General features: G+C 37.7%; 20 protein-coding genes. 10 read left to right on the forward strand and 10 right to left on the reverse strand.

Features of this window, described 5'->3' with window-relative positions:
- Positions 1-6 precede the first annotated feature (6 nt).
- From ACFIKJ_RS01775 to rpsF, 3 genes are all read right to left on the reverse strand, one after another.
- Positions 7-987 (reverse strand): hypothetical protein, encoded by a 981-nt coding sequence (locus ACFIKJ_RS01775; protein ID WP_375625878.1) that lies wholly within the window; start codon positions 985-987, stop codon positions 7-9.
- A 150-nt stretch (positions 988-1,137) separates the two neighbouring features.
- The gene (rpsR, locus tag ACFIKJ_RS01780) at positions 1,138-1,386 is read right to left on the reverse strand and encodes a 30S ribosomal protein S18 (protein ID WP_375625880.1); all 249 of its coding nucleotides are present in this window, start codon (positions 1,384-1,386) and stop codon (positions 1,138-1,140) included.
- Entirely contained in the window at positions 1,386-1,796 is a 411-nt protein-coding gene (gene rpsF, locus ACFIKJ_RS01785) for a 30S ribosomal protein S6 (RefSeq protein ID WP_375625882.1), read from the reverse strand. Before rpsF ends, rpsR begins: the two co-directional genes overlap by 1 nt.
- A gap of 329 nt (positions 1,797-2,125) precedes the next feature.
- On the opposite strand from rpsF, the gene ACFIKJ_RS01790 reads away from it, so the two are divergent.
- The 7 genes from ACFIKJ_RS01790 (at position 2,126) to gmk (ending at position 8,534) form a co-directional block, all read left to right on the forward strand.
- Entirely contained in the window at positions 2,126-2,713 is a 588-nt protein-coding gene (locus ACFIKJ_RS01790; protein ID WP_375625884.1) for an undecaprenyl-diphosphatase, read from the forward strand.
- Positions 2,714-2,787: 74 nt separating this feature from the next.
- Positions 2,788-3,732, forward strand: a complete 945-nt coding sequence (gene fabD, locus ACFIKJ_RS01795) for an ACP S-malonyltransferase (RefSeq protein ID WP_375670183.1) — start codon at positions 2,788-2,790, stop codon at positions 3,730-3,732.
- A gap of 18 nt (positions 3,733-3,750) precedes the next feature.
- A complete protein-coding gene (gene fabG / locus ACFIKJ_RS01800; protein WP_375625888.1) occupies positions 3,751-4,488 on the forward strand; it encodes a 3-oxoacyl-[acyl-carrier-protein] reductase in 738 nt (245 codons plus the stop codon).
- Between the two features lie 261 nt (positions 4,489-4,749).
- The gene (locus tag ACFIKJ_RS01805) at positions 4,750-4,986 is read left to right on the forward strand and encodes an acyl carrier protein (protein ID WP_004860281.1); all 237 of its coding nucleotides are present in this window, start codon (positions 4,750-4,752) and stop codon (positions 4,984-4,986) included.
- A gap of 101 nt (positions 4,987-5,087) precedes the next feature.
- Positions 5,088-6,350, forward strand: a complete 1,263-nt coding sequence (gene fabF / locus ACFIKJ_RS01810; protein ID WP_375670184.1) for a beta-ketoacyl-ACP synthase II — start codon at positions 5,088-5,090, stop codon at positions 6,348-6,350.
- A 174-nt stretch (positions 6,351-6,524) separates the two neighbouring features.
- Entirely contained in the window at positions 6,525-7,556 is a 1,032-nt protein-coding gene (mltG, locus tag ACFIKJ_RS01815; protein WP_375670201.1) for an endolytic transglycosylase MltG, read from the forward strand.
- 300 nt (positions 7,557-7,856) lie between these two features.
- Entirely contained in the window at positions 7,857-8,534 is a 678-nt protein-coding gene (gmk, locus tag ACFIKJ_RS01820) for a guanylate kinase (protein WP_375625015.1), read from the forward strand.
- A 30-nt stretch (positions 8,535-8,564) separates the two neighbouring features.
- On the opposite strand, the gene rsmA is transcribed toward gmk, so the two are convergent.
- From rsmA to lptF, 6 genes are all read right to left on the reverse strand, one after another.
- Positions 8,565-9,395 (reverse strand): 16S rRNA (adenine(1518)-N(6)/adenine(1519)-N(6))-dimethyltransferase RsmA, encoded by an 831-nt coding sequence (gene rsmA, locus ACFIKJ_RS01825; RefSeq protein ID WP_375625014.1) that lies wholly within the window; start codon positions 9,393-9,395, stop codon positions 8,565-8,567.
- A complete protein-coding gene (gene pdxA, locus ACFIKJ_RS01830; RefSeq protein WP_375625893.1) occupies positions 9,386-10,399 on the reverse strand; it encodes a 4-hydroxythreonine-4-phosphate dehydrogenase PdxA in 1,014 nt (337 codons plus the stop codon). The genes rsmA and pdxA overlap by 10 nt, the downstream gene beginning before the upstream one ends.
- Positions 10,399-11,355 (reverse strand): SurA N-terminal domain-containing protein, encoded by a 957-nt coding sequence (locus ACFIKJ_RS01835; RefSeq protein ID WP_375625012.1) that lies wholly within the window; start codon positions 11,353-11,355, stop codon positions 10,399-10,401. Before ACFIKJ_RS01835 ends, pdxA begins: the two co-directional genes overlap by 1 nt.
- Before the next feature lie 109 nt (positions 11,356-11,464).
- Positions 11,465-13,825 (reverse strand): LPS-assembly protein LptD, encoded by a 2,361-nt coding sequence (locus ACFIKJ_RS01840; RefSeq protein ID WP_375670185.1) that lies wholly within the window; start codon positions 13,823-13,825, stop codon positions 11,465-11,467.
- Entirely contained in the window at positions 13,826-14,917 is a 1,092-nt protein-coding gene (gene lptG, locus ACFIKJ_RS01845; protein ID WP_375653293.1) for an LPS export ABC transporter permease LptG, read from the reverse strand.
- On the reverse strand, positions 14,914-16,104 hold the full coding sequence (lptF, locus tag ACFIKJ_RS01850) for an LPS export ABC transporter permease LptF (protein ID WP_375653297.1): 1,191 nt from the start codon (positions 16,102-16,104) through the stop codon (positions 14,914-14,916). The genes lptG and lptF overlap by 4 nt, the downstream gene beginning before the upstream one ends.
- Positions 16,105-16,501: 397 nt before the next feature.
- Here lptF and ACFIKJ_RS01855 point away from each other — a divergent pair, with 397 nt between their 5' ends.
- Genes ACFIKJ_RS01855 through ACFIKJ_RS01865 form a run of 3 tightly spaced genes read left to right on the forward strand, consistent with a single transcriptional unit; the run spans position 16,502 to position 17,377 of the window.
- Positions 16,502-16,948 carry a DNA polymerase III subunit chi gene (locus ACFIKJ_RS01855; protein ID WP_375670186.1) on the forward strand — a complete coding sequence of 149 codons (447 nt, stop codon included), beginning with the start codon at positions 16,502-16,504 and terminating at the stop codon, positions 16,946-16,948.
- Entirely contained in the window at positions 16,948-17,124 is a 177-nt protein-coding gene (locus ACFIKJ_RS01860; RefSeq protein WP_375648256.1) for a hypothetical protein, read from the forward strand. Before ACFIKJ_RS01855 ends, ACFIKJ_RS01860 begins: the two co-directional genes overlap by 1 nt.
- Positions 17,114-17,377, forward strand: a complete 264-nt coding sequence (locus ACFIKJ_RS01865) for a hypothetical protein (RefSeq protein ID WP_012754973.1) — start codon at positions 17,114-17,116, stop codon at positions 17,375-17,377. Before ACFIKJ_RS01860 ends, ACFIKJ_RS01865 begins: the two co-directional genes overlap by 11 nt.
- On the opposite strand, the gene ACFIKJ_RS01870 is transcribed toward ACFIKJ_RS01865, so the two are convergent.
- Positions 17,374-18,663 (reverse strand): MFS transporter, encoded by a 1,290-nt coding sequence (locus tag ACFIKJ_RS01870; RefSeq protein ID WP_375648258.1) that lies wholly within the window; start codon positions 18,661-18,663, stop codon positions 17,374-17,376. The genes ACFIKJ_RS01865 and ACFIKJ_RS01870 overlap by 4 nt on opposite strands.
- Between the last annotated feature and the right edge of the window lie 548 nt (positions 18,664-19,211).

Consider the following 19,211-nt stretch of genomic DNA (forward strand, 5'->3'; position numbering starts at 1 on the left):
ATAAATTTAGTGGAGTTTTTTGCGTGATTGAAAATTATATTGAATAGCAGCCCAAATTCCCATCAAAAGCATCATGAAAACAATAGGTGGAGTAAAAACGACTGTTAAAATAGCAATATAAACAAGAGAAAGTATAATAATCCGACCGTTTACCCCTTTTGTAATATTGTGAAGATATGCTAGACCACTAATTAATATGATGACAGTGTATGCAGTACTAAAGACACGGGTACTCAAGTTAAGAGAAGCGCTCAACTCAACCATCGATGCTATGCAAACAATAATGAAAATAACAATTCCAGAAATTGGAAGGCGGAGAGTTTGGCTCCAATCATCACGGGGTCTTTTCAGCCATTTCATGTGTTGTGCTGCTATCATGGAAAAGTAAAGGTTACCAATGAGAAAAACCAAACTATAAAGAGTCAAAGAAACAGCAGTAAAAGTTGCTGGATGCGTCATTAAAAGCTCACTAAAAGCGCGTATATCGGCTTCTTTTATTGACTGTGATTGTTGCAGAGTTTGTGCTATGTTTTCGGTGATTTTTTTTGCAATGACGGGTGTGGAAGGACGGGTTTGAACATAGAGCCCAATGAAAGTTGCTATAAGAGCGATAAAATTAGTTAAATGAAAAATAACCGATGATAATGGATACCATATCAGTTCGTTTTCTTTTTGCGCTGGTCGTGCAAGCCCAAGAAGCCAAGAAGCATAGACAGCAGGAAGGAAAAATAAGAACATCAAGCCAAGAGCAATATAGGTATTAGTGGTTATGATAAGAACAACAGTGGCACTTATGAGGGCGATGAGACTGGCTAATGTTCCTTGACCGAACGCAACAATAAAAATTGGCAATGAAAGAAAGCAGCCAAGAAGAAGAGAAAAAAAGGGCGCGATATTTGCAACACTGATGATTGCCATTCCTATTACAACAGCAAATAATCCTGCTAAAATACCGATTAATATCTCATAGGTACGATTTTTTTTCATTTATTGCTGTCCTGCTTTCTGCAGTTAGGGGCGCGTCAATACCCCAACTTTGACATGTAATAGCTTAACATAGGATGCAACAAGCTATTTTTAAAACCATATAAGAAAAGCAACTGGATAAACTCTCCAGTTGCATAGCGTATTGATCGTTTACTTTATAATGTACGGAAGTAAGCCTAAAAAGCGAGCACGTTTGATAGCATTAGCTAATTCACGCTGTTTTTTTTGACTAACAGCAGTAATCCGTGAAGGAACAATTTTCCCACGTTCGGAAATATAACGTTGTAACAACTTGATGTCTTTATAATCAATTTTGGGAGCATTAGTCCCTGAAAAAGGACATGTTTTACGACGACGATGAAAGGGGCGACGTGCAGAGTTTTGATTGGTATCAGTCATCATTCTACCCCTTCTATAGCATTTTCACGTTGACGACGCGGAAAACGAGGACGCTCTTCATCGTGTCCAATGTGATGGCTATTGCGATCAAGGTGTGAGAGCATAGCAGATTTTTCTTTTTCGTGTTTTTCTACGCGAATGGTCATATAACGCAAAATATCCTCATTGATGCGCATCTGACGTTCCACTTCAGCAATTGCTGAAGCTGGTGCATCAATATTGACCAAAGTATAATAAGCTTTACGGTTTTTACGAATACGGTAAGCAAGAGGACGAAGTCCCCAATTTTCTACACGCCCAACTTTTCCACCATGTGCTTCAATGACACCTTTGTAGAGACTCAAAAGTTCATCAACTTGCTGCGGTGTAATGTCTTGTCGGGCAAGGAACATATGTTCATAAAGAGCCATTGTTTTGCCTTTCTTCAATTAAATCTCACCGGTTTTAGCGCAAAGCCTCTGCGACTTGTCTTTTTTGGAAATCCAAAGAAGAAAGGACGCGTTTACGATTCGAGACATCCGAGAGCGGAGACACGGGAGGCCGGAAACATTGTATTTCCTACTGATATTTTACAGCCCTCCGTTCAACCTCCAGCTAAAGTGCCGGCAACGAATATTTCATATCTACAGGTTATCTTTTAAAATAGCAAGTTTATGCACATAAAAAAATTGATTTGTTAAATCTTGATATATTTCCCTCTTCTACAAAAAGATAGTACTGTAACATAAAGGAGAGAAAAATGGACTTTTTAAACCAGATTGATGTTACACTCTTTGAAATGTTTGTCGGCAATCATCAAGCTTGGTCGATTGTAGTTTTGTTTAGTATTTTTTGTGCAAAGTTTTTAATTTACATTATTCCTCTCCATCTTTGTGCGTTGTGGTTTTGTGGTGGGGAGAGGGAACGATGTGTCGTACTAAGCATTTGCATGAGTATTTGTGCGGCTCTTTTCGTAGGTTATCTCATTTCTCTTTTTTATTTTCATCCTCGCCCATTCGTGGTAGGGTTAGCGACACCGCTTATTCAACATCGTGCAACAGCTTCTTTTCCTAGTAATCATGCCTTGACCATTGCATCTTATGCAGCTAACTTTTATTTTTACCGATACAAAGTTGCTTTTAAATTTGCCACGGTGTTTTTGTGCTTGATCTGTTGGGCGCGCATCTTTGTGGGTGTACATTATCCCTTTGATATTTTAGCAGGTGCAATTTTAGGAAGTCTCATAAGTTTGGGTGTTATTCAGTTTATAGCTCCCTACTTTCCTAAGTTTTTATATCAAATTCCGCCTTTAAAATATAATTTTAAGAGTGGTATTCGTTTTAAATAAAGGGCTTTATCTTGATTTGTGCGGATGAATAAGGTCAAAAGAGAATAATTTTGTACAATTTTAGGAGTTGATAAATGGGTGCAGCTTTTATTTTTCCAGGGCAGGGAAGTCAACTTGTTGGTATGGGGAAGGCGCTTACAGAGCAATTTATTGCCGCACGGATGGTTTTCGAGGAAGTTGATGATGCTTTGGGTGAGAAATTATCAAAGATCATTTTTGAAGGACCAGCAGATGTTTTAACGTTAACAGCAAATGCACAACCGGCATTAATGGCTGTATCCATGGCTGTCATTCGTGTGATGCAACAATTAGGGCTTCGTATAGAAGAAAAGGTAAAGTTTGTTGCTGGTCATTCTTTAGGCGAATATTCGGCCCTTTGTGCTGCTGGTACATTTACTCTCACAGATACGGCAAGACTTTTGCGTATTCGTGGCAATGCTATGCAGGCTGCTGTCGCAGTTGGTGAAGGTTCTATGGCAGCACTGATTGGTTTGGAAGAGCACATTGTGGAAGAAATTTGCGAAACTGTTTCTGGAGAAGGACTATGTCAAATTGCTAATGATAATGGTGGTGGGCAAATTGTTATTTCAGGTAAAGCAAAAGCAGTTGAGACAGCGGTAGAGATTGCATCAACAAAAGGTGCAAAACGTGCACTTCTTCTTCCAGTTTCTGCACCTTTTCATTCATCTTTAATGCAACCTGCTGCTGATGCCATGAAGAAAGCACTTTTGACTGTTAACAAAATGCCCCCTATTGTTCCTTTGATTGCTAATGTTTCTGTTGCACCTGAGAGCAATCCAGAGCGTATTACTACTCTTCTTGTTGAACAAGTGACTGGGAGAGTGCGATGGCGTGAAACGATAGAATGGATCGCTGCTAATGGGGTTGATACGCTTTTTGAAGTTGGTTCTGGAAAAGTATTAACAGGTTTAACGCGTCGTATTAACAAAGATATAAAGGGGGTAACAATTGGAACAGTTGATGAAATAGAATCAGCGCTAGGCATGCTTGGCGTTTAATCTATAAGGAGTAAAAAAATGTTTAGATTAACAGGACGTAAAGCTCTTGTAACGGGGGCTTCGGGAGGAATTGGTGAGGCAATTGCACGCTGCTTTCATGCACAAGGAGCCATTGTTGGACTTCATGGAACACGTGAAGAAAAGCTTAGAGAAGTGGCGGCAGAATTAGGGCAGAATGTTTTTGTATTTCCCGCTAATCTTTCTGAACGCCAATCGATTAAACAATTGGCTGAAGTTGCAGAAAGAGAAATGGATGGCGTCGATATTTTGGTTAACAATGCGGGAATCACTAGGGATGGTCTTTTTGTGCGTATGCAAGATAAAGACTGGGATGATGTTTTAGAAGTTAACCTAACAGCTGCTTCTCTTTTGACGCGTGAATTAATACATTTTATGATGCGCCGCCGTTATGGAAGGATTATTAACATTACATCTGTTGTTGGTGTTGTGGGAAATCCTGGACAAACGAATTATTGTGCTGCAAAAGCAGGTTTGATAGGTTTTTCTAAAGCATTGGCACAAGAAATTGCTTCGCGAAACATCACTGTCAATTGTATTGCTCCAGGATTTATTAAATCTGCAATGACAGACAAGCTTAATGAAAAGCAAAAAGAAGCCATTATGGCGGCGATTCCAATGAAGCGTATGGGAAGTGGGCAAGAAATAGCCGCTGCTGCTGTTTATTTAGCAAGCGATGAAGCAGCCTATACGACAGGTCAAACACTTCATATCAATGGTGGAATGGCAATGATTTGAGTATTTATTTTATTCCACATTGATTTATGAGTTGTATTATTTTAGATAGTAACGATTGAAATAGAAAGATGCATCTATTTCTTTAACATGGCCGTTGATCAATTGATGTCGGAATGTCAGATTGGTTCATTTTGTAGGGGATATCCACAGGATGTTTTAAATCATTGCTAAAATCTTTTAAAGTGATGCATCTATTGCTTGATTAGATGAGCCGATATAGTTAACCAAATTATAGGAAAATATAAATTCGAGGATTTCAACATGAGTGATACAGTAGAGCGCGTTAAGAAAATTATTGTGGAACATCTTGGGGTTAATGCTGATAAAGTTGTAGAAAATGCAAGCTTTATCGATGATCTAGGGGCTGATAGCCTTGATACAGTTGAACTCGTTATGGCTTTTGAAGAAGAGTTTGGGGTAGAAATTCCAGATGAGGCTGCTGAAACGATTTTCACAGTTGGTGATGCAGTCAAGTTCATTGATAAAGCTTCTGCATGATTACTAAAGGGCAAAGGCATAAATTGCTTTTGCCTATATTCTTCGGAGCTCTTTTGAAAAGAGAGCTTTGAGAGGTGAAGTTTAGTTCAAGGTTAGAAGTTATGAGACGTGTTGTTGTTACTGGTTTAGGATTGGTATCTCCATTAGCTGGTAATATTGAATATAGTTGGAAACGACTTCTTGAAGGAAGAAGTGGTGTCCGACGTATTACTGAGTTTGATGTGTCAGATTTGCCATGCCAGATTGCTGCGCGTATCCCTTTAGGGGATGGAACAGAGGGGACCTATAATGCTGATTTGTATATGGAACCTAAAGAGCAACGTAAAGTTGATGCATTTATTGTTTATGCAATGGCTGCTGCTAACCAAGCGCTTGCAGATGCAGAATGGTTTCCTAAGAATGATGAAGATCAGATTTGTACAGGTGTGTTAATTGGTTCAGGAATTGGGGGTATTGAGGGCATTGTTGAATCTGGTTATACGCTTCGTGATAAGGGACCTCGTCGTGTTTCTCCTTTTTTTATTCCAGGTCGTTTGATTAATCTTGCTTCTGGTTATGTGTCTATTCAATATGGTTTACGAGGGCCTAATCATTCTGTTGTAACGGCTTGTTCGACAGGAGCGCATGCGATTGGTGATGCGGCACGTTTGATTATGTTTGGTGATGCCGATGTCATGGTGGCAGGGGGGACCGAATCTCCGATAAATCGGATATCTCTTGCAGGTTTTGCAGCTTGTAGAGCTCTTTCTACTTGTCGCAATGATGATCCTGAACGGGCGTCACGTCCTTATGATGCTGATCGTGATGGTTTTGTGATGGGGGAAGGAGCGGCAGTTGTTGTTTTAGAAGAGCTGGAACATGCCAAAAAACGAGGAGCGCGTATTTATGCTGAGGTTATTGGCTATGGTTTATCTGGTGATGCTTACCACATTACAGCGCCTTCAGAAAGTGGTGAAGGGGCTCAGCGTAGTATGATGGCTGCTCTTAAGCGTGCACAAGTGAATGTGAGTGAACTTGATTACATTAATGCTCATGGTACATCAACGATGGCTGATTCTATAGAGCTAGCGGCTGTTGAGCGTGTTTTAGGGAATTATGCACCACAAGTATCCATGTCATCAACGAAATCATCTATCGGGCATTTACTTGGTGCTGCCGGTGCTGCTGAGGCTATTTTTTCTGTTCTAGCTATACGGGATAATATCGCCCCAGCGACACTTAATCTTGACAATCCATCGATTGAAACGAAAATCGATCTTGTACCACACAAACCGCGTGAACGAAAGATTGATACGATTCTTTCTAATTCTTTTGGATTTGGTGGGACAAATGCATCGTTGGTGATGCGACGTTTTAGGGGATAATAAGTATTTTTATTTAATTTCTGCTTTTGAGTTTTCTACTTTATTATAAGGTGAATGAGAAATTATAATATTGTCCTTAATCGCTATTGAGGGGTTATGTCCGGTGTGAAAAAAGGAAAATCATTAATGGACGTAAGTGATTCCTCTTCGAATCATTTAGCAGATAGTTATGACATGTTAGTACATAAAAAACGAAAGAAATCATCGATCGTCCGTAATCCGTTGGTTATTCTCGGTCATTTTTTTCTTATGCTGATTGTGGTTATTCTTTTCGCCATAAGTATTCCTCTTTATATTGGAAAAAGTATTTTTGAAGAAAAGGGGAAAATTGAGGAAGAACAAATTGTTCTTATCCATCCTGGCACAGGAATTCGTGAAATTGCTTCATTGCTAGAAAAACGTGGTTTCATTCGATCATCAGATATTTTTGTTTATGGGGTTGGTTATCACCAAAAAACAACGCATCTGAAGGCTGGTGAATATTTAATTCCAGCACATGCTTCGATGCAGGATATTATGGATATTCTTGTGAAAGGAAAATCTATTGAGTATACATTTACAGTACCTGAAGGTTTAACGGTTCAGCAAGTTTTCGATCGATTAGCTGCGAATGAAATTTTGATTGGAGATCTTCCAAAAATTTTGCCTCCAGAGGGCTGTTTAATGACGGATACTGTTCGTTTTATTCGGGGGACAACGCGTAAAGAGATTGTAAACAGATTGCGTGAAGAACAGACAAAATTAATTCATGCTATATGGGCTACGCGTTCGCCTGATTTACCCATTAAATCGATTGATGAATTTGTTATATTAGCCTCAATTGTTGAGAAAGAAACGGGAATTGCAGCAGAAAGACCAATGGTTGCTGCGGTATTTTATAACCGCCTTACAAAGCATATGCGTCTTCAATCGGATCCAACAGTTATTTATGGTCTCTTTGGAGGAAAAGGAAAGCCATCAGGTCGTGCAATTTATCGTTCAGATCTTGAGAAGGAAACACCATATAATACTTATAAAATTAATGGTTTGCCTCCAACAGCTATTGCAAATCCAGGTCGAGATTCTTTGAAAGCGGTGGCACATCCACCAAGCAGTGACGCACTTTATTTTGTTGCTGATGGTTCAGGAGGGCATGTTTTTTCTCGAACTTTAGAAGAACATAATGTGAATGTTCGCAAGTGGCGAGAATTAAAGGCAAGACATTGAATTTATAACGATAACACATCTTTTTGCATCGTAAATGAGAATGCAAAATATAGTAAAATTTTTCTCTTTAAACTTTTTATGAGAATGATAAAAAAATCATTTTTTTGTCTGTCACAAGTAGGATTAGCGTATGGATAAAAATATTTAAGAAAGCAGTGAATACACTGCTAATAACGTATCTCAAAAAAGAGCAGAATAACATTGAAAACTGCTAAGAAAACACATTGATTAGGGGAAAGGTTGAGATAATGTATAATTCAAATTTTGGAGAAACATTTATGAACAAAGTAGAGTGATGTAATGACAGTCTTCGAAAGTAAATTGAGTGCTATAAAAATAAATCAACGCCGCGGTTTTTTATTTATTCTCTCTTCACCTTCAGGTGCTGGTAAATCAACAATTTCTCGATTACTTCTAAAAGATGGACAATTAGAGCTTTCCGTAAGTGTGACCACAAGGAAAAGGCGTCCTAGTGAAGTAGATGGACTGCATTATCACTTTATTTCAAAGGAAGAGTTTGAATATAAGCGTGATAGAGATGAATTTATTGAATGGGCAGAAGTTCACGGAAATTATTATGGCACTTTACGTGAAACTGTTGAAAACGCATTGAGTATTGGCCGTGATATGTTATTTGATATTGATTATCAAGGTACCGAGCAGCTGCAAAAAAAGATGCTGGGAGACACTGTATCTGTTTTTATCCTTCCACCATCAATGAAAGAGCTTGTTTCGCGGTTACATCGTCGAGCAGAAGATAGTCAAGATATCATCAATTTACGATTGGAAAATGCACGAACGGAGTTAAAGCATTGGCGTTCTTATGATTATGTTGTGATTAACGAAGATTTAGATCAGTCTTTATCTTTTATTAAATCAATTTATTTAGCTGAAACCGCAAAACGCGAGCGCTGTTCTTATCTTGACTCTTTTGTTGATGGGCTTATTGCTGAAAAGATCGATAAATGTCTTGATTAAAAAAGATTGTATAACAAAAATTGCAATTTTTTAGAGAACTAGATGCGCTAAAGTTACAAATTCGGAAACCGAGAGCGTTTCAGCACGGCGCGTTCCATCAATTCCAGCTTTTTCTAACAGCACTTCACCTCCAAGTATTTTGAGATTTTGACGAAGCATTTTTCGCCTTTGTCCAAAGGCGGTTTTTGTGACGAGGCTTAGTTTTTGTGCAGAGCAGGCAAGAGGTTGTGTTCGCGGAATAATATGAACAACGGAAGAAGTTACTTTAGGTATTGGTATGAAGGCTTGAGGGGGCACATCAAAAGCAATTTTAGCAGTGGTACGCCAGCCAGTTAAGACACTAAGACGTCCATAATGAGTAGATTGAGGTTTAGCTGTAATCCGTTTGGCAACTTCACGTTGAAACATCAATGTCATTGATTCATAAAAAGGAGGCCATGGTTCAGTCAAAAGCCAATTTAATAAGAGTTGTGTTCCAATATTATAGGGAAGATTTGCAATAATGCGAGGTTTTTCTGGGCTTGTTTCAAAGAGTTTTGAGAAGTCTTGCTTCAGTGCATCATTACAAATAATTTTTAATTTTTTAGGATAGTGTTTTTCTATTTCTAAGAGAGCTGGTATGCAGCGTTCATCGCGTTCTATTGCTGTTACAATGGCGCCCTTTGCTAGCAAGGCTCGTGTGAGACCTCCAGGACCAGGACCAATTTCAAGAACAGGTTTTCCTTCTATATTACCTGCATGATGAGCAATTTTAGATGTTAAATTAAGATCAAAAAGAAAATTTTGCCCCAAAGATTTATGCGCTTGTAATCCATATATATCAATGACCTCACGTAGAGGAGGGAGATTATCTATTGGCATGGTATTAAACTATTTTCGGCAAGTTGATTTGCAAGTTTAAGAGCAGCAATAAAGCTTTCGGGAGAGGCTATCCCTTTATCAGCAATGTCAAAAGCAGTTCCGTGATCTGGGGACGTGCGAATAAAAGGGAGACCTAACGTGACATTAACAGTGCTATCAAAGTCTAATGTTTTAACAGGGATAAGGGCTTGATCATGATACATACAAATGGCAACGTCATATGCCTTTCTTGCGCATTCATGGAACATTGTGTCGGCAGGCAGCGGGCCTGCAATATTGAGTCCTTTTTTTTTAAGATATTCAATAGCAGGAGTGATAACTTCAATATCTTCTTTTCCCATTGCACCTTCTTCTCCAGCATGAGGATTAAGACCAGCAACAGCTAGTCGGGGTGACGTTATTTTAAACCGTGTTTTTAAGTCACATTCAGTAATAAGTACCGTTTGAATAATTAAATCACGGGTAAGCTGTGAAGGAACATTTTTAAATGGAATATGAACAGTTATTGGTACTGTTTTTAATCGAGGTCCTGCTAACATCATAACTGGATGATAACATTTATGAAAAGCTTTATGGGCTAAATCGGCTAAAAATTCTGTATGACCTGGAAATTGAAAACCGGCATCATAAAGATTCTTTTTTGCAATAGGACAAGTGATAAGTGCACATGCATGGCCATTTTGAATCAATTGAACACAGCGTTCAATTGCTTCAATGATTCCAGCGGCATTATTCGATGAAGGTATACCTAATTGATCACTTTGTTTGTTTTTTAATGGTATGATAGGAAGAGCGTTTTGAAAATTTTTTGCGGAATTATTGATTAAAACAGATTGCACCTCAACATCAATCTGTAAAAAACGAGCGCGCGAACGAATAACATCTGGATCAGCAAGAAGCACAAAAGGTGGAATTTGGCGCGTAACACGCAAATTCCACGCTTTTAGGACTATTTCAGGACCAATTCCGGCAGGATCACCACCGCTAACAATAAGAGCAGCCATTATGAATTTTGAATGCGCGCCACTCGCCGCAGTTCTCCTAAATATTTGTCGCTTAATTCTTCAAGTTTTTGCGGGCTTCTTTTTTTACTATCTTGAAGAGAAAATATTAGTCGAGCGACATAATCATCAGAAACTCTTTTTATTTTGCAGACAGCAATTGCTTCTATTCCATCAGATGTTTCTTGTAATTTTGTCATTTTTCCAGCAGGCGTTGCAAGAATAGCTTGTTCCCATGCATTGGGAAGTTGGGGTTCCAGAAACTTTCCTAAGTGGCGGATAGTAACGTCTAAAATACCTCTTGCTTGATTGTGAGCATTGGCACATCCACGGAAATGTGCGCGAAAATTGCTTGCTTCTCTTTGACGTCTTTCAAAAATTTCTGAACGACGATGTGCAGGAATAACAAAAACAATTCGCTGTAATGTATATTCATTGGTTGAAGGTTTTACACCACCATTTTTTAATATCCTGCGTACAGCTTCTTGTTCGCTAATCATACCTGTTTCAGCTTGATAGCGTGCACTAACAAGACGCCCCCATCCTATTTGTCCACGGATGTAATCTTTAAAGTGTTGCACAGTGATCTCAGTTTGGATCAGAATCTGGTTGAGCTGATCAATCGTCATATTATTTTGTGTCGCAAAATTCTCAAAAGCTTTATCAACTTCATCATTGCTTACTTCAATATTACGACGTTTTATTTCAATATTTTTTAGCTTTTCATCGATAAGCTCTTTTTTAGCCTGTGCCACCAAATTGCCTTGCTTTTGTTGTAATCTGAGAAAAGCAAGGCGCCTTTGTATATCATAATTTGTGATGGGGTTGCCATTAACTGTAACAACAATAGAAGTCTGCGCAAAGACTGTCGGAATCAAAAATTCATTTATTAGAAGGCTACTTACGCTCAAAGACGCAATATAAAATAAAGCAAGAACACGCTTTTTCAATTTATTCATGTGAATAGGCTTTCGCATTGTTTATTAATTCTCATCAACAACTTAAAATATACTCTTTCTTTCATAAAAACAATGATAAGTTAAATGACTGATACATTCTCTTTATAAATTAATCTATCTTTTTTCCGATATCTGCAATCGTACGCAATGAAAGAGAGAAATTAAAGTTTTGCAAGGGTGTTTTCCTGCCTGGATTCGTTACCTGTTGATAACCGAATGTTAACCCGAAACATTCATCTGTATAATTCAAGCTAATTCCTCGCTTTACAAACGTACCAGATACTAAATCATAACCGGCGTTGCTATTAATAGACCAATAATCTGCCAGTTTAAGTCCTGTTTGAAAAGAAATTTCTTGGCGCTCTTGAGGATATTCATAATCTGGTTGCTTTGCGATATAGGCATATTGTAGAGCCGCCCAAAAATTTTGCCATTTTTGTGATGCTTCGATTTCACTACGGCGGATTTTTCCTGTTTTTTTGTCAAAGCGTCCACGCGTTTCTAAGGAAAAACCACTTTTATGGGTCGCACCAAACATTGCAACATAGTCTGAACGTTTTGCCTCTAAGCTAGAATGAATACCGACATTGACAAAGTCCTTTTCTGCAAAAGAATTCTTTCCTGCTAGATGAAAGGATTGTCCAACAAGAGCATAAAGAGACCAATTGTCATTAAAGCTTCCAGAATATCTTAGACCTATATTGGCTCGTGTGCCACCTTCTACACGATCATAACCAGAAAATTTGTCTCGTTTAAAGAGAGTGGTTGCATCAAAGACAAAGCTTTGAGCATCTTCATTAGGAATTTGTCCAATATATTGTTCATTATTGCGTATAAAAATTTGTGCGGTTGGTTCTATAATATGTGTAGAATGATCAGCTGTAATGAGGAAGGGATAGCGTAGTTCCAAGCCTGCTGTTGCCATGCCACGAATTGTTGAACCATGAATTGCGGATAAGGCATTGTTTTCTGTAGAATCTGTATAATTTTCGCTTGCATTGGTTGTAATAATATCAGCTCGTAGAGAGAGAAGAGGGGTTAATATGAGGCCATTGTGCGTGTTGAAGCGCTTTTTCCACTGAAGCTCGTTTGTTAAACGCAAACTATTTCCAGCCATACCAGAAAGTCTTACTATGTTGAGAGGGTTTCCCTTCTGGTCGTGTGAACTGAAGTCAGCATGACGACGATAAATTGATTGTATATTACTATGGAAGGTAAGCTCCCCATTATAAATGGGTTCATCTGGTGTGAAAAAATAATCGATGCGCGGTAGGACCCAAGCTTGCCGAGAGTGACGTTCATAATGAGGATCATTCAATAATGAATCTTGAACTTTAAAATGATAAAAATGCATATCAAAATATTTTTTTCCTGCAAGACCATTCAGATAGATCTGAGAAAGTTGTGTAGGATTGCTATAGTTTTCAAGTTTATAGGCACGACTAAAATGCCGATCTGATTGTGCAAGAATATCCCATCCATAAGTCCAGTGTGAATTAATACGAAAGTCCCCTTTTGTTGCCAGCATATAACGGTTTTTATGCTGTGCATCAATCGTATCATTATCAAATCTATGCTGTTTCATTTGGTATATATGAGCAAAGCGAATATTATAACTGCCCATTTTTAAACGTTGACGCCATTCCCCTTCGGTTAAAAGCCCTTGTTGGGTATAAACGGTAGAAGAAAGGGTAAAATCATAGTGAGGGGCGAGATTCCAAAAATAAGAATTCTTTATCCCCATACCGAGATAATCAGTATAAAAAAAATGAGGAGTAAGCAGACCGCTAGCACGCCTGACAGTTGGATCATAGATCTCAAAATTTGGAAATTTTATAATCGGGACACCAAAAACTTCAAAACTGCTATTTTCAAACCGAATTTTTTTGATACTATTATTCCATATGATCTTTCTTGCTTTAATTTTCCATAGGACGTCTCTATCTGGTTTATAAGAGCAAGGTTCACAGGCTGTATAGGTTGCATTTTCAAAGACTGTTATGTGATTGTTTTTGCGTGTAGCATTTTGGGCTGAAAAGTGAACATTGTTGGCTGTATCAATACGTAAGGCGTTTACAAAACCCTCGCCAAGATCTTTGGTCATATCAATTTGGTTGGAATAAATTTTATTACCATCCTTTTGAGTAATTTCAACGTTCCCTTGTGCTATAAGCCGTCCTGTTTTTTGATTGTAAATAATTTTTTGAGCGACAACTTTATTGCCATCATATTCGATTTGGACATTACCTTGTGCAGAAACAGTGTTTTCATCACGATTGTAGATGAGTTCATCCGCAGAGAGCAAAAGAGGACGTTCCGGATTTTGAATGCGACTTTGAGAAGGAGACATAAGGCTTTGAGCGTGCGCACAATAAGACAAAGCGCCTCCTAAAATAACCCCCATAACACTTTTAAAAGCGAGAGCACTTAATTTTGTTAAAATAATTTTTTTAAGCGTTAATGCTTTCACTTAGCCATCCTCTTTATGCAGTAAAAAAGAGATTCCTAAGAATAACGCAATAACAACGGGTGTCCAAGCTGCAATAATTGGTGGAATATATCCAGCATTACCAAATGCTTGAACGAGTACGGAAATAACATAAAGCATAAACCCGGCTATTACGCCACCAAGAATCAACTTTCTAGATTGCCCAAAACGTGTAAAATTTAAAGATACAGTTGCTGCAATGAGGGTCATTGCCACAAGCAATGCCGGTAATGCAATCAAAGATTGGAAATACATATCAAAATTATTAGCAGAATAGCCAAATGAACGTGCAATCATAATTTTTTTTGGCAGTTGATAAAATGGAATAGTCGCGGGATTCACTAAACGTTCCGTTAAAAATTCAGGTTTTAGATTAGTTTTTATTTGCAACACGGCAAATTTTTCAGGAGGATGCCCTATTTTATAGATTGTTCCATTTGTTAATAGCCAAGATCCATTAGTCAAGGTTGCTTTTGGGGTATTAATCCAATTTTTGACGGTTGCGTTGTCCTTGTATTGTACAAAGGTTGCATCGAGAAGAGAAAGTCCTTGGTCAGTGATAAATTTAGCACCAATGGTTGTTCTGCCTAAATTTGTACGTTGTGTTAACCAGTGGATACCTGTATTATGAAAAGGTGTTAGTACATTGTTATTGCGCCATTCAGTCATCTTTTTTTCTGCTTGAGAAAATCCCCATGCAGCAAGTGGATTAATGAGAAGAATTGAAAATAATCCCAAAAGAAAAGCTCCCAAACAGGCTGGCATAAGAAATTGCCATGCCGAAACACCGATTGAACGAGTCACCACAAGTTCAAGTTTTTTGTTGAGCGAGATAAGTGTTGCCATTGCAGAAAAGAGTGCAATGAAAGGGATGAGTTGTTGCATGATAAAAGGGATGCGTAAAACAGAGAGGAAAAATGCATCTTTTGCTGTATGATGCGGAATGGAGGATAGCCTGCCGGAGTTCTCTGTGAAATCGATTAAAAGAGCAAGAACAAAAATGCTTCCCCAGAAATAACAAGTTATTTTAAGATAACGTATAAAAAAGTATCGTCCAAGTGTCCACCCAATCATGATATTTCATCCGAGGAATCTTGAGATTTTCGATGTTCAAATTTGTTCATTACTTTTTGAAAAGCGATTTGAATAATCTCATTAACTTTTGTAGGGAGCCCAATTTTATGATTCGTTAAAAGCATAAAAAAGACAAATGCACTTGTTCCTATGGGCATAATATAAAGGAGAGGAACGTATGCAAGATCGTTCTTTGCTTTTTCTGCGAAAAAATATCCTATCCAATACACCAGAAAAGAAAGGGCAATTGCCGAGAGATTTGCGGAATGACGAGCTTGTCGATGGGAGCGTACATCCCCTGCCGCTGCTAATGCAATAAGTGAAAAAACAATAGGGTAGAGCCATTGTGTTAATCTGCGGTGAAATTCAGCTTTATATTGGAGTGGTTTTCGTTGATAGTAGGGATCTTTTGGATCAGGGTTTTGTAAATAAGAAAGAGACCGATCTTTTGGATAAAGAGTAGGTGCTTTATCACTGGGGATAAACTCCCCTAGGCTAAAAGTGTATGAGCTAAATTGAACGATTGAAACACTGTTATTTTGATGGTTGACTCTTTCTATTTCACCGTTATTGAGAACCAGAAAACTGCCGTTTTTATTGCTCACAATGGATGCGTCTGTTGCATAATAAAAAAGATCAGTCTTAGGATCACGCTGGTCGGCAATGAAAAGGCGTTCAAGTGTTCCATTTGGATTTCGTTCGCCAATTTCTATGTAAAGGTTATTGGCGAGTTTTTGAAAGCTTCCTTCACTAATGAATAGATTAATAAGATCAAAATGAGCGCTTGCTAGCATTTGTCGCATATGAAGACGCGCTTGAGGAACAACAAAATTAGCTATAGAAAAGGAGATACAGGATGTAACAATAGCAAGAAGAAGGATAGGTTTCCAAACAGTACTTTTAGGAAAACCAGAGGCATTTATGACAGCAAGTTCTGAGTCTTGATGCATTGCTGAGAGGATGGTTGTAACTGCGATCACTAATGCAAATGGAATGACAAGAAAAATAACAGAAGGAACCAATGAGAGTGAAAATTGTAAGACTGTGAGGAGTGTTTGTTTGCTTGTTGTGAGAAAGTTTATCCGTGCGAGAATTTGTACTGTCCAACTAACGCCCACTGCTGCAATCATGACAGAACTAAACAAAACAAGGACACGTTTCAGGATGTAGAACTCAATAATACGCATAAATTGGGGAAAATCCTCAGCCTTTAATTCGATAGCAAATATTTTTACTGCTTTCGGTTAAAATGTAATAAAGTTTGAAAAAATATCCTTCCATGAATTGGATATTTTAACTAAATAAATAATAAAAAATTGCCTATGAGTTCCTCTTTAAATTTTCCGTACATTATATTTTATTTTCAACTATAGTCTACAAAGAATCTAGAAAATAACTTAAAAAACTTTTTTATTAACGTTGAAAATAAAAATTTTTGTCTTTTAAAGACATGTGCAAAAAGATAATGATCTCAATCAAAAAAGAGGGTTTATATCTTGAACCGTTTCCTTTTATATTGGGGGTATGGAAGTTTCTCTAAAAAAGATGTTAGCTTTTTATAAAGAGTGATGAGGGCTTAAGAGGTTGGATATTTTATTCTATCATTTGACGCAGTCAACGCTGAAAGATATTTTGCCAACGCTTGTAGAGCGTGCATTGGCTCGTTTTGGTAAGGTAACAATACAATGTGTAAGTGAAGAACAACGCGATTCTATGGATATGCATTTATGGGTTTATGCGGATGAATCATTTATTGGACATGGAACTGAGTGTGATCAATATTCAAACTTTCAGCCTGTATTTCTGACGACAGGACAAGAAAATCCGAATGATTCAAAGATTCGTTTTCTCATAGAGGGAGCCGTATGTTCGAATATTGATACTTATCAACGGCTTGTTGTGATATTTGATGGTAGAAATGATGAGCAGTTGAGTCTTATTCGTGCACAGTGGAAAAAATATAAAATGGAAAATCATAATTTAACGTATTGGCAACAGACTGAAGATCGTTGTTGGGAAAAACAGGTTTAATGCGTCTCATCTCTGTTGTTCTGATTTTTATAGGATTGGTAGGAATAGTAAATCCAGCGCTTTTTATTGCGAAAGGATCAGGGGGAGGGCGTTGGGTTTTTATTGTGATTTTTCTTTTAGGCATATTAAAGATATGGCCTACAATTAAAAAAATGAAACGGCATCATGATAATTGATCGAATTTTGCTTGTTTTATGGGCTGTGATATTGGCTTTTTTTTGCGTTTCGTGGTTGGGAACAACACATATCCTATCAGGAATGTTTACTGTTGCTTATATAAGCAATATTGCAGATTTTTTATTTTTCTTTTTAAGCGCTTTGTTCGCGGGAATATTGTGGTGGAAAATACCGCAACCCATGTCTTTAAAAATGAAACTGGCAGCATTTTTGCTGCCAGTACTTATTTTATTCTTCTTTATTATATTTTAGTTGGATATTTCATCATCTGTAAATCCGACGAAGCAAATCAGTGAAATAAAAGAAGCAAGAAGCAAATAATAGCCGATATAAGATGTATCAAAATGCTGTACCAGATATTCTGCAATATAAGGCGCAAGAGAGGCTCCCACGATACCCGATAAGTTGAAAGTAATAGAAGAACCAGTATATCGAATTGCTGTTGGGTATGGTGAAGCCAAAACAGCACCAAGAGGACTGTATATCATCCCCATGATAGACAAACCAATAACAGACATTGCAAGGACTCCTATAACTCCAGAATTTAAGAAATAAGGAATTGCAAAAGAATAGATACCGGTGATGATTGTAACCCAAATCATCAAAGTTCTACGTCTAATACGATCAGCGAGTCTTCCAGTGATGACAGTAAAAATTCCACAGAAAATAGCACCAACAATTTCGACTTGAAGAGCTTGATAAAATGGCAATTGCAGATGGTTTGTTGAGTAGCTTAACAAATAAGCAGTGACCAAGTAAAACAAAACAAATGTTGCCATACCAGAAAATATTCCAAGAAATAAGATTCGTGGACATTTTAAAAAGACATCGATGATAGGAACTTTGACTCGTTCCTTACTTTCAAGAGTTTTTTTGAATTGAACAGTTTCATTGATTGAAAGACGGACCCACAATCCTATAATCATAAAAACAACTGAAGCAATAAAAGGAATGCGCCATCCCCAAGCTAAAAGTCCTTCATGATCAAGGAAATGCAACAGACCTAAATAAACGGCAATAGATAAAAATAAACCGATTGGAACACCCAATTGGGGGAACATCGCGTACCAGCCGCGCTTTTCTGGAGGGGCATTTTCTGTTGCGAGCAAAACAGCTCCTCCCCATTCTCCTCCTAATCCCATTCCCTGTCCAATACGGCACAAGGTCAAGAGGAAAGGGGCAAACCATCCAGCAGTTTCATAAGTAGGAAGAAAACCAATAATGACTGTTGAAAGACCCATCGTGAGAAGAGAAGCAATAAGTGTTGCTTTTCTTCCAACTTTATCTCCAAAATGTCCAAAAACAATTGATCCAAAGGGGCGGGCAAAAAAGGCTGCTCCAAAGATCAGGAAAGATTGTAAAATGGCAATCTGATCATTTTGTGTTGGAAAAAACACATGAGGAAATATGAGAGCTGCGGCAGTGGCAAAGACGTAGAAATCAAAGAATTCAATTGTTGGGCCAATAAGGCTTGCAAACAAAATGCGACGAGGGGAATTTCTGTTGCTTTTACCTTGCATTTCTAAGTTTATAGACATGAATAGAATGTCCCTTTCAGTATATGACAAATCAAATGATGAGTTAACTGACTATAATTATAAAAATTTCAAATCACTGTCGAGTCGATATTATGATGTTTCTTATATATTAGAACAATGGTTATGGCTTGATGAGCATGAATAAGTGTTCTTTAGATTATCCAAGTTAAATAGAATAAAGACACTGTTTTAAATGCTGTAGAGGATGAAATATGTGGATATAAAGGCTGCTCTCATTAATATTACTGTTTCCTTTAATGTTTAATGCCATTTTTATCTATTGAGGGATCAATCTTATTTATAGATCAGCCATTGGTATCTCAAAAATATTTTTCATAGATGTAATTATAACACTTTTTAAGCGTATCTGAAAGAAATTAAATCTTTTAGTTGTGCATGTATTTTAAAACACAGGATGTATATTTGATCTGTCAGAGTTTAGTCCATCGAATGCTTTATCATCTTAAAAGACATGAGGTTGAGCAATTGCATTGAGTTGTTTTGGTCTATGCACTTTTTTCTAAATAGGGAAACTTAAATTTGAAATT

It is taken from the genome of Bartonella sp. PS7NMGDW (assembly GCF_042193585.1).
Taxonomy (GTDB): domain Bacteria; phylum Pseudomonadota; class Alphaproteobacteria; order Rhizobiales; family Rhizobiaceae; genus Bartonella; species Bartonella grahamii.

Coding starts and splice junctions, on each gene's coding strand:
- ACFIKJ_RS01870 (WP_375648258.1), bottom strand. CDS start 18,663: ATGTCTATAAACTTAGAAATGCAAGGTAAAAGCAACAGAAATTCCCCT.
- rpsR (WP_375625880.1), bottom strand. CDS start 1,386: ATGACTGATACCAATCAAAACTCTGCACGTCGCCCCTTTCATCGTCGT.
- pdxA (WP_375625893.1), bottom strand. CDS start 10,399: ATGGCTGCTCTTATTGTTAGCGGTGGTGATCCTGCCGGAATTGGTCCT.
- fabG (WP_375625888.1), top strand. CDS start 3,751: ATGTTTAGATTAACAGGACGTAAAGCTCTTGTAACGGGGGCTTCGGGA.
- rpsF (WP_375625882.1), bottom strand. CDS start 1,796: ATGGCTCTTTATGAACATATGTTCCTTGCCCGACAAGACATTACACCG.
- lptG (WP_375653293.1), bottom strand. CDS start 14,917: ATGATTGGGTGGACACTTGGACGATACTTTTTTATACGTTATCTTAAA.
- gmk (WP_375625015.1), top strand. CDS start 7,857: ATGACAGTCTTCGAAAGTAAATTGAGTGCTATAAAAATAAATCAACGC.
- ACFIKJ_RS01805 (WP_004860281.1), top strand. CDS start 4,750: ATGAGTGATACAGTAGAGCGCGTTAAGAAAATTATTGTGGAACATCTT.
- ACFIKJ_RS01790 (WP_375625884.1), top strand. CDS start 2,126: ATGGACTTTTTAAACCAGATTGATGTTACACTCTTTGAAATGTTTGTC.
- ACFIKJ_RS01775 (WP_375625878.1), bottom strand. CDS start 987: ATGAAAAAAAATCGTACCTATGAGATATTAATCGGTATTTTAGCAGGA.
- fabD (WP_375670183.1), top strand. CDS start 2,788: ATGGGTGCAGCTTTTATTTTTCCAGGGCAGGGAAGTCAACTTGTTGGT.
- fabF (WP_375670184.1), top strand. CDS start 5,088: ATGAGACGTGTTGTTGTTACTGGTTTAGGATTGGTATCTCCATTAGCT.
- mltG (WP_375670201.1), top strand. CDS start 6,525: ATGTTAGTACATAAAAAACGAAAGAAATCATCGATCGTCCGTAATCCG.
- rsmA (WP_375625014.1), bottom strand. CDS start 9,395: ATGCCAATAGATAATCTCCCTCCTCTACGTGAGGTCATTGATATATAT.
- ACFIKJ_RS01865 (WP_012754973.1), top strand. CDS start 17,114: ATGATAATTGATCGAATTTTGCTTGTTTTATGGGCTGTGATATTGGCT.
- lptF (WP_375653297.1), bottom strand. CDS start 16,104: ATGCGTATTATTGAGTTCTACATCCTGAAACGTGTCCTTGTTTTGTTT.
- ACFIKJ_RS01860 (WP_375648256.1), top strand. CDS start 16,948: ATGCGTCTCATCTCTGTTGTTCTGATTTTTATAGGATTGGTAGGAATA.
- ACFIKJ_RS01835 (WP_375625012.1), bottom strand. CDS start 11,355: ATGAATAAATTGAAAAAGCGTGTTCTTGCTTTATTTTATATTGCGTCT.